Consider the following 9,689-nt stretch of genomic DNA (forward strand, 5'->3'; position numbering starts at 1 on the left):
CCGCCCCCGAGGGCAGCATGCGATTGGTGTGCTTCCCGCACGCCGGCGGCGCGGCCAGCGCGTTCGTCCCCCTCTCCCGGGCACTCGGTGACCGGCTCGACGTGCTGGCCGTCCAGTACCCGGGCCGCCAGGACCGCCGCCGCGAGCAGCCCTTCACCAGCGTCACCGCCCACGCCGACGCCCTCGCCGAGGCCCTGGAGCCGCTCACCGGCGAGCCGTACGCCTTGTTCGGGCACAGCATGGGCGCGGTCCTCGCCTACGAGACCACCCGCCGGCTCACCGCCGCCGGACGGCCCGGACCGAACCGGCTGTTCCTCTCCGGGCGCGGCGCGCCCTCCCCGCACCCCAGCGTGCACGACCGGCTCGCCGGCGACGCCGAGATCGTCGCCGCGGTGCGCGGCCTCGGCGGCACGGGGAACGCGGTGTTCGACGATCCGGAGCTGCTCGAGATGGTGCTGCCGGCGCTCCGCGCGGACTACGGCGCCCTCGGCTCGTACCACTGGAACGGCGGCGCGCCCCTGGCCTCCCCCGTCACCGTCGTCGTCGGCGACGCGGACCCGGTGGTCACCGTGCAGGAGGCGGCCGGCTGGCGGGACCACACCACCGGCGACTTCGCCCTGGAGATCCTCCCGGGCGGGCACTTCTACCTCGACGAGCGCACCACCGACGTCGCCGGCATCATCACCACGGGCCTGCTCGCCGCGGGCCCGGCGGCGTGAGTCCGCCCTCGCCTGACGGCCCTTCCCCAGGCTCCGGCAGCCTGCTGGCCGTCAGCGACCTCCACGTCCGATACCCCGAGAACCGCGCGGTCGTCGAGGCCCTGCGGCCCGCCTCCGACGAGGACTGGCTCCTCGTCGCCGGGGACGTCGCCGAGCACATGGCGGACGTGGAATGGGCCCTGTCGACGCTGGCCCGCCGCTTCCGGAAGGTCGTGTGGGCGCCCGGCAACCACGAGCTGTGGACCCCGCCCGACGACCCGGTCCAGGAGCGCGGGGCCGCCCGCTACGAAGCCCTCGTCCGGCTCTGCCGCGAGCTGGGCGTGACCACCCCCGAGGATCCGTACCCCGTGTGGCGCGGCCCCGGCGGGCCGGCGGTCGTCGTGCCCCTCTTCCTCCTGTACGACCACACCTTCCGCCGCCCGGGCGTGCGCACCGCCGAGGAGGCGCTGCGCCGCGCGGACGAGGCGGGCGTCGTCGCCACCGACGTGTTCCTGCTGCACCCCGACCCGTACCCCACCGTCGCCGACTGGTGCCGGGCCCGGCTGCTGCGCACCGCCGAGCGCCTCGACGCGCTCCCGGCGGACCTGCCGACGGTGCTCGTCAACCACTTCCCGCTGGTACGGGAGCCCACCGAGGTGCTGCGGTACCCGGACTTCGCCCTGTGGTGCGGCACCGAGGCGACCGACGACTGGCCGGTCCGCTACCGGGCGGCCGCCGTCGTGTACGGCCACCTCCACATCCCGCGGCTGATACGGAAGCAGGGCGTGCCGCACCACGAGGTGTCGCTCGGCTACCCGCGCGAGTGGCGCCGCCGCCCGGGCGCCCCCGCCCTCCCCGTCCGCGTCCTGCCGGCCGGCGCCCCGTACCCGGGGCGCCCCGCCGCCACCGCCGCGCCGGCCGCCGGGGGGCCGCGGTGATCGCCTCGCTGCTGCCCGCCCCGGCCGTGACGGCCGAGCGGTTCCACGACGTGCCCGAACCGCTCGGCCTCTTCCCCGAGGAGGAGCGGGTGGTCGCCGGCGCCGTCGCCGGCCGGCGGCGGGAGTTCGCCTCGGTACGGGCCTGTGCCCGGGAGGCGCTCGGCACCCTCGGCCTGCCGCCGGTGCCCCTGCTGCCGGGCACGAAGGGCGCGCCCCGCTGGCCGGACGGCGTGGTCGGCAGCATGACGCACTGTCAGGGCTACCGGGCCGCGGCCGTGGCCCTGCGCGAGGACTTCGCGTCGATCGGCTGCGACGCCGAACCGAACGCGCCGCTCCCCTCCCCCGGCCTGCTGGAGGCCGTCTCCCTCCCCCGCGAGCGCGCCCTGCTGCGCGAGCTGGCCGCCCGGCGGCCCGCCGTCGCCTGGGACCGGCTGCTGTTCAGCGCCAAGGAGAGCGTCTACAAGACCTGGTTCCCCCTCACCGGGCGGCCTCTGGACTTCGACGAGGCCGTGATCACCCCCGATCCGTCGGCAGGCACGTTCCGCGCCGAACTCCTGGTCCCCGGACCGGTGGTGAACGGCGTCCGGATCACCGCCTTCGACGGACGGTGGCGCGTGGGGAACGGGCTGGTGGTGACCGCCATCGCCCTGCGTCCCCCCGAGGACACGGGATCCGGCCGGGTGCCGGGACCGCGTACCGACGCCGCCCGACCCCACGACTGGAGGACATGATGCGCGACCACCTGTACCGGCCCGACGCCGACCGGGCGTTCCCCGAGGCCCTGCTCCACGTGCTGCGTGAGGTCCACACCCTGCCCGAGGCACTCCTCCACACCCTGCTGCACCCGCCGCTGCAGCTGGCCGGCTGCGACGACGAGCGCCCCGGCGAGACCCACATCGTCCGCGGCATCGACTGAGCACCGCTCAGGAGCACGCGGGGCGGCGGACTTCCGCGCCGCCGCCGGGGTGCGGGCCGGGGACCACACCGGCCCGCCCCCGCCCGCCGGGAGCGCGCGTACCCGCACGCCCCCCGCCGGGAAGCACGCCGCCCGGGACCCCCACAGGCCCGGGACCGGCGCAACGGCCGGGCTCCCCGTCCGGCGGACCGGGCCGGACGGGGGGCCTGGCAGCCCGGTGCGGACGGGCGACCACCGACACGTCCGCACCGGGAGTCTCAGCCGGCGGACACGTCGGTCCACATGCGGCTGGAAAGATCCGTCCCGCGCAGCACCTGGACCCGCCAGGCGTCGATGCGCAGCACGTGGTACTCGGGATCGGTGGGGCCCCCGCGCCAGAAGTTGCGCGGGTCGTAGCCGACCCCCGCCGGGCTCCCCCTGCGGTAGAGGTCCCAGGCGTACTCCCGCTCCTCGGGCGTCGAGGCCCAGGTGGAGACCGAGTCGACGAAGACGGCGTTCTGCCGGGGATTCCAGTACGAGTAGGTCGTGTGGGGGTTGTGCGCGAGGTGAGCCGTCTTGACCGGTGTCTTGTGCGCGGCGAGCCAGCCGACCGGCCGGCCGTCGACGACCTCCCAGACCGGCAGCAGCACCCGGGCCCGGGGGCGTGACTTCCGGTCGACGGTGATCATCGTGCAGTAGACGATGTCCTTGACGTACTCGAAGAATTCCCCCTCGATCTCCGAGAACGTCTCCACCTTCACGACCATGGCGATTCCTTCGGACGAGCGGGTGCTGTTTCCGGGTGCGGGGCGGGGGAGCCTGCACACCTCCAGCATGCAGCAGCCCGGCTCATGACGGAACCACGCACTTTTAAGTCAGTGAGTTATCGCCGCGATACCGTCGCGCGCCCGAACGCGCTTACCAGACCGGGGCGAACGGCTTCAAGGGGACTTCAAGAACGTCGTGTCATACTTCCAGGCGAATCCTCCGACCAGTTCGGCACGGGCCACTGATGCTCCAAGAATTTCCACTCCGATTCGGGTCGGAGCCATTGATTGAGGGAATATCTGTTTCCGGAGAGCGGGGGGCTATGCAGTTCGGATTGCTGGGGCCTTTGGAAGTGACGGCCGACGGCGAGCCGGTCGCGCTGGGGGGGACCAAGCAGCGGGCGACCCTGGGGTACCTGCTGCTGCGCACCAACCGGGTCGTGGCCGCCAGCGAGCTGGTCCAGGCGCTGTGGGACTCCGACGACGCCCCCGTCACGGCCCGGAAGATCCTTCACAACGCGGTGTGGGGCCTGCGTTCGATGCTGGCCTCCCTACCCGAACCGCCGACGGGCAGTCCTCCCGCCCTGGTGACCCGCACCCCCGGCTACGTGCTGCGCGTCGAGCCGGACCACGTCGACCTGTCCATCTTCCAGCGGCGCGTCTCCGAGGGGCGGGCGGCGCTGGCCGCGGACGCCCCGGAGACGGCGGCGCGCCTGCTGCGCGAGGGCCTGGAGCTGTGGCGCGGCCCCGTCCTGGCCGATCTGGCCGAGTCGGGTTTCAGCTGGCCGGAGATCGAGGCGACCCGCCGCACCCGCCTGGACGCCCTCGAGGACTTCTTCGACGCCGAACTGGCGTGCGGTCGCCATCACTCGGTGATCGGTGACCTCACCACCCTGGTCGACACCGAGCCGCTCCGCGAGCGGGCCTGCGGGCAGCTGATGATCGCCCTCTACCGCTGCGGCCGCCAGGCCGACGCCCTCAACGTCTACGACCGGGCCCGTTCCGCCCTGGTGGAGAACCTCGGCCTGGAGCCGGGCCGCGGGCTGCGGATGCTCCAGCGGTCGATACTGACCCACGACGCCGCCCTGAGCCAGGAGATGGGGTGGCCGGTGATCCGCCGCTCCTCCGTCACCCTGGCCCCGCCGGCCCCCGAGGCGCCCCGGCCGCCGGCGGACCACACCGGCCGCCCGCTCGGCGCGGCCCGCCCGCCCGCCGCGCCGACCGGCGGCCAGAACGGCACGGTCGGGACGACGGTGACCCAGCGCATCGCGGTCAGCGCGGTCCTGATGAACGTCTGCCACGACGATCTGGACGAGGCGCACCCCGGTGAGATCGGCACGACCGTCGGCAGTGCCGAGGACGTCGTCGGCCAGATCGTCGAACGCTTCGGCGGTACGGTCATGGCCTCCATCGGCTCCGTCTCGCTGGCCCTCTTCGGGGCGCACGGGCCGCGCCACGACGACCCGGAGCGCGCGGTGCGGGCGGCGCTGACCCTCCGTAACCGCTTCACCTCCGACCAGGGCCCCTCCCTGCGGGCGGTCGTGACGACCGGTCAGGCGCTGGTGCGGCTGCGGCCGGGCGCGCAGGGCGTGGCGCCCCTGTCGGCGGTGGGGTCGGTCCTGGACGACGGCCGGACGCTGCTGGCCCGGGTGCCGGACGGCGAGGTGTGGATGAGCGGCGCCACCCGGCGGGCGACGGGCACCTCGGTGGTGTCGCGGCCGGCGGGGGACCTCCCCGACACCTGGCAGGCCGTCGACCTGGTGCGGCAGGAGGCCGGTCCGGGCGCCGACCGGGCGTACGAGCTCGGGGTGCTCAACGGCCTGCTGGACTGGGCCAGGAACCGTTCCGTACCGCACCTGGTGACGGTGCTCGGCGCGCCCGGCGTCGGCAAGACGCATCTGCTGCGGGAGTTCGGGCAGAGCATCGCCCGGCAGCCGGAGACCGCCGCCCGCATCCTCGTCGCCCGCGAGCCGACCGGCCCGGACGGGACGCCGACGATGCCGGGGCAGATCCTCGCCGAGTACTGCGGCCTGCTGCCCGGCGACCCGGCCCGCGTCGTACGGGAGAAGCTGACCTCGGCGCTCTGGCGGCTGCCGGTCACCGAGGAGTGCCGGACGCGGCTGCGCCGGACGCTGCTGCCGCTGCTGCCCGGGACGGTCGCGCCGCCGCCGGACCGGATGCCGGAGATCCTGGCCACCTGGAGCGAGTTCCTCGCCTTCGCCTCGGCTCTGGAACCGCTCGTCGTGGTCCTCGACGACGTGCACCGCTCCGACGACGCGCTCCTGGACCGGCTGGAACAGCTGGCCGACGGGGCGGGGACGGCGCCGCTGATCGTGGTCGCCACGGCCCGGCCGGAACTGCTGGAACGGCGCCCCGGCTGGGGTGGCGGCCGGCGCAGGGTGTCCACGCTGACACTGCTGCCGCCCGCGAGCCCGCCACCGGCCCCGGCGGCGGTGGCCGTGGCGACACGCGAGGAGGCACTGGCGAGCCCGGTCGGCGTATGAGCCCGACCGGGCTGCCGCGCACCGGGCCCCGTGCCCGGCGGGGTCACCCCGCAGAGACACCGCCGGACACGGCCGGGGCGCGCGGCCCGTCCTGCGGGAGTGCGGAGGGTCCGGCGGACGGATCGCTGTCCCGCTGAACGCGCGGAGCGGGCCGCCCGTGGGGGAGGGCGGCCCGCTCGGCGGGTCCGGGGGCCGGTCGGGCCCCGGCCGGGCGTGCGGTCAGGCCGCCTCGGCCGCGATGCCGGTGAGCCCGGCGCCGTCGTGCGTACGGAAGAGGCCGCAGACCGCGCGCAGGCCCTGGTCCAGCCGGTCGATCTCGGCGTCGGTCAGGTACAGCGAGGGCTCGAAGCGCAGGGTGTTCACGGCGCTCGCGGTCGGGAAGGTACGGATGCGGTGCTCCCGCATCAGGTAGCCGGCGACCGTGTAGCCGAGCAGCGGGGCGCTCTCCCGGATGGCCTCGGAGCCGGAGCCGGACTGGTCGTGGAACTCAAGGCCCAGCATGAGGCCCCGCCCGCGCACGTCCTTCACCACGTCGGGGAAGTCGGCGCGCACCCCGGCCAGCATGTCCATCAGCTTGGCCCCGCGGTCGCGCACGGCCCGGTACGCGGCGCCGTCGTCCGCCTCCAGCATCTCCAGGACCTTCTGCGAGATGAGGCAGGAGAAGGCGTCCTTGGCGAAGGTCGAGCTGTGCACCAGCTCGAATTCGGAACGGTAGCGGGACTGCCGGGTGAGCATGACGGAGGTCTTCGCGATTCCGCCGCCCAGGCTCTTGGCCAGCGCGTAGTAGTCGCCGCGCAGGCCGAGCGCGGAACTCGCCAGGAAGTCGCCGCTGCGGCCCATTCCGCTCTGGACCTCGTCGACGATGATCGGGCAGTCGACCTCGGCGCAGGCCCGCTGGATCTCCTGCGCGAATTCCTCCGACAGGACGCGGATTCCGCCCTCTCCCTGAATGGGCTCCAGGACGAACGCGCAGAACACCGGGGAGTTCCGCTCGGTCACCGACACCGTGCCGTCCTCGACGACCAGGTCGAAGACGGTCGCCCGCTCGTTCTCGAGCACCGCCTTGAGCGCCGGCGCGTTGCCGGCGGGGACGAACCGCGAGGGCGTCGCGAGCGCGGCGAACGGCGTCCGGTAGCCCTCGTTGTGGGTGAGCTGGACGCTGCCGACCAGCTTGCCGTGGAAGCCGCCCTCGAGGGTGAGGAGGACCGGCGGGCGGCCGGTCTGCTCGGCGTTGCGCCGTACGATCTCGGCCACCAGCGCCTCGAAGCCGTCCGCGCCCTCGCGCTCCTCGACCCCGACCAGGCGGTACGCCTCCGGGGCCACCCGCGCCCCGCCGGCCACGGCGTCCCGTGCGGCGGCCAGGTTCTCCGCCAGCTCCTCCCGCAGGGCGGCGAGGCGCAGCCCGCGGTCGAGCTCGGCGTGCTTGACGGCCGCCTCGACCGCCTCGGCGCCGGTGTTGGCGAAGATGGCCGAATAGTTCTCCTCCGTGCCCAGCTCGCGCTGGAGGATCCGGTTGAGCGCGACGGCGACGTCGTTCGCGTACGGGTGGCGCGAGAACTGCGCGTGCACCGGGGTCTGCGACCCGATCAGCTGCTGCGCGTGGGCGACGATCTCGGGGTGGTTGTGCCCCAGGATCAGCGACCCGTAGCCGCCCGCGAAATCGAGAACGGGAATCTCCTCGCCGTTCTCCCCGAGGTAATAGAGCGTATTTCCCTCGGCCCGTACGTACTCGACATCGAGACCGAGTGACGCCAGCCATCCGAGCAGATACGGTTCCGCAAGCTGCGGATCAGCAGAGACGGTATTCATGCCACCCCTCACCCAATAGTGACCTGATCGGTCAGTGACCTGACCGAAAACGCCCAGATCGTAGCCAGCGGCCGCTCATCCCCCATGAACGGCCGCTCACGAAACGGTAATCCTCCGCTCCCGCGCGCCGGGCTGAGCGTCCAGTTACTCGGCGATGCCCGGCCCGCGGGACACCCCCCGTACATTTCTTCCCATGGATTACATGAAAGGCGCGGCATGAATTCCGTATCCACTGGCGTCGCCATTTCCCGGGAGCCGGCGGCCCACCCCGCCCCCCTGCGCGAGGTCATGTCCCTGTTCGCGACCGGCGTCACCGTGCTGTCCGTCGGCGGGGAGCACATCCACGGCATGACGGCGAACGCCTTCACGTCGGTCTCCCTCGACCCGCCGTCCGTCCTGTGCTGTGTCGCGCACAGCGCCGTGATGCACAAGGCGATCACCTCCGCCGGGCACTTCGGTGTCTCGATCATGGAGGCCGGCCAGGAGGGTCTGGCCCGGTTCTTCGCCGACAAGCAGCGGCCGCTCGGCCCCACTCAGTTCACCGGCGTCGACTGGACCCCCGGCCCGCAGACCGGCGCCCCCCTGCTGAACGGCTCGCTCGCCTGGCTGGAGTGCGAGCTGTCGGCCGCCTACGACGTGGGCGACCACGCGGTGTTCATCGGTGACGTGGTCGGCGCGAGCCGCAGCGACGGCGAGGACGGGCTGCTGTTCTTCAGCGGCGCGTTCCAGCGCGCGGACTCGCCCTCCCGATGACCGCCGACACGGCCGTCGGCGGCTGGGAGGCCGTCATCGGCCCCGGTTTCGCCGAGGCCCTGCAGGAAGGACTCGCGCGTGTGGCGCAGAAGGCGTCCCCGGCGCAGCCCGTCGCACGGCAGCTCATGCCCCGGACGCCGGAGGTCTCTCCGGCGGATCCGGGGCCGGGCCCCGAGTACGTGGACGCGGTGCTGCGCCGGTTCGAGTCGGCGCTTCCGGCGACGCTGAACGCGGCGGTCCGCTTCGACAGCGCGGTCCGCAGGGCGCTTCTCGACCGGGCCCGCGCCGTCCTCGCCGCCGCCTTCGGTCCCCGTTCCGTCCCCGCGGACGACACCGTGCCGGACGCCCCGCCCGTCCAGCCGGCCCCCCACCACACCGCGGCGGCCTCGGTCCTGCTGCTGGAGTGCGCCGTGCTCCAGATGATGGAGAGCGGCCGCCTCGACGAGGGAACTGTGCGGGCCCTCGGCGAGGCGGTCCGGCAGGCCGACGAGGGCGACGCCCCGGCGGACCCGTCCGTGTGCTGCTGGCGCGAACAGCGCCGTATCTCCCGGGAGCTGCACGACGACGTCGCCGACGGCGTCACCACCGCACGCCTCGCCCTGGAGGAGTGCGACGAACTTCCCCAGCCGGTCGCCGCCGACCGCATCGCCGCCGCCCGGCTCGCCCTGCGGGCCACGGACGCGCGCCTGCGGGCCCTGGTCGGCGGGGTGCGGGAGCGGTCCGTCGTCCCCCCGCTGGAGACGGCACTGCGCCAGTTCGCGGCCGAGGCCGCTCCCGAGGGCGTCCGGGTGACCGTCCGGATGACCGGCGACGAGGGCATGCTGCCGGACATCCGCCGCCGCGACCTGTACCTGACGGTCCGCGAGGCGCTGCGCAACAGTTTCACCCACGCGGGGGCCACGCGCGTGAAGGTCTCCATCCGGTCCACCCGCTGGTGGGCGTACGCGAGCGTGGAGGACGACGGTCACGGCTTCGACGTCGAGCGGGTGCTGCGGCCGGGCCACCCCCACCAGGGGTTCCGCTCGATGGCGGAGCGGATGGAGGACGCCGGCGGTCGCCTGACCGTCAGCAGCTCACCCGTCGACGGGACGCACGTGGAGGCCCATCTGCCGCTGCGGCCGCACCGGCACGGGACGCGCGGGGCATCGTCCGCCGGATTCCCCCACGCGTGAGGTCCCCCGGCACGCTACGAATCATGTCGTGATCCAGGTTTGAGGGTTTGAGGAGCCGTCGTGCGCAAGGTGCTCATCGCCAACCGTGGCGAAATCGCTGTCCGTGTCGCCCGGGCGTGCCGGGATGCCGGTATCGGCAGCGTGGCCGTGTAT

General features: G+C 73.9%; 10 protein-coding genes. 8 read left to right on the forward strand and 2 right to left on the reverse strand.

The genetic code is table 11. The features are described from left to right. Positions 1-17: 17 nt before the first annotated feature. From ABTY40_RS26480 to ABTY40_RS26495, 4 genes are read left to right on the forward strand one after another with little or no spacing between them, the layout of a single operon-like run. On the forward strand, positions 18-719 hold the full coding sequence (locus ABTY40_RS26480; RefSeq protein ID WP_309031471.1) for a thioesterase II family protein: 702 nt from the start codon (positions 18-20) through the stop codon (positions 717-719). Further along, a complete protein-coding gene (locus tag ABTY40_RS26485) occupies positions 716-1,636 on the forward strand; it encodes a metallophosphoesterase family protein (RefSeq protein WP_352061821.1) in 921 nt (306 codons plus the stop codon). Before ABTY40_RS26480 ends, ABTY40_RS26485 begins: the two co-directional genes overlap by 4 nt. Further along, positions 1,633-2,367, forward strand: a complete 735-nt coding sequence (locus ABTY40_RS26490; protein WP_352061822.1) for a 4'-phosphopantetheinyl transferase family protein — start codon at positions 1,633-1,635, stop codon at positions 2,365-2,367. Before ABTY40_RS26485 ends, ABTY40_RS26490 begins: the two co-directional genes overlap by 4 nt. Then, positions 2,364-2,552, forward strand: coding sequence for a hypothetical protein (locus ABTY40_RS26495; RefSeq protein ID WP_352061823.1), 189 nt, complete (start codon positions 2,364-2,366; stop codon positions 2,550-2,552). Before ABTY40_RS26490 ends, ABTY40_RS26495 begins: the two co-directional genes overlap by 4 nt. A gap of 257 nt (positions 2,553-2,809) precedes the next feature. Here the strand turns inward: ABTY40_RS26495 and ABTY40_RS26500 are convergent, their stop codons facing one another. Then, entirely contained in the window at positions 2,810-3,298 is a 489-nt protein-coding gene (locus ABTY40_RS26500) for a pyridoxamine 5'-phosphate oxidase family protein (protein WP_352061824.1), read from the reverse strand. Positions 3,299-3,621: 323 nt separating this feature from the next. Here ABTY40_RS26500 and ABTY40_RS26505 point away from each other — a divergent pair, with 323 nt between their 5' ends. After that, entirely contained in the window at positions 3,622-5,802 is a 2,181-nt protein-coding gene (locus ABTY40_RS26505; RefSeq protein ID WP_352061825.1) for an ATP-binding protein, read from the forward strand. Positions 5,803-6,021: 219 nt separating this feature from the next. Here the strand turns inward: ABTY40_RS26505 and ABTY40_RS26510 are convergent, their stop codons facing one another. Beyond that, positions 6,022-7,611 carry an aspartate aminotransferase family protein gene (locus ABTY40_RS26510; protein WP_352061826.1) on the reverse strand — a complete coding sequence of 530 codons (1,590 nt, stop codon included), beginning with the start codon at positions 7,609-7,611 and terminating at the stop codon, positions 6,022-6,024. A 216-nt stretch (positions 7,612-7,827) separates the two neighbouring features. Here ABTY40_RS26510 and ABTY40_RS26515 point away from each other — a divergent pair, with 216 nt between their 5' ends. The 3 genes from ABTY40_RS26515 to ABTY40_RS26525 all read left to right on the forward strand — a co-directional run. Beyond that, entirely contained in the window at positions 7,828-8,364 is a 537-nt protein-coding gene (locus ABTY40_RS26515) for a flavin reductase family protein (protein ID WP_345289683.1), read from the forward strand. After that, a complete protein-coding gene (locus ABTY40_RS26520) occupies positions 8,361-9,536 on the forward strand; it encodes a sensor histidine kinase (protein ID WP_352061827.1) in 1,176 nt (391 codons plus the stop codon). The genes ABTY40_RS26515 and ABTY40_RS26520 overlap by 4 nt, the downstream gene beginning before the upstream one ends. A gap of 60 nt (positions 9,537-9,596) precedes the next feature. Beyond that, on the forward strand, positions 9,597-9,689 hold a 93-nt coding region (locus ABTY40_RS26525; RefSeq protein ID WP_351219746.1), incomplete at its 3' end, for a biotin carboxylase N-terminal domain-containing protein.

The organism is Streptomyces sp. NPDC126503, assembly GCF_040302405.1.
GTDB classification, from domain to species: domain Bacteria; phylum Actinomycetota; class Actinomycetes; order Streptomycetales; family Streptomycetaceae; genus Streptomyces; species Streptomyces gulbargensis.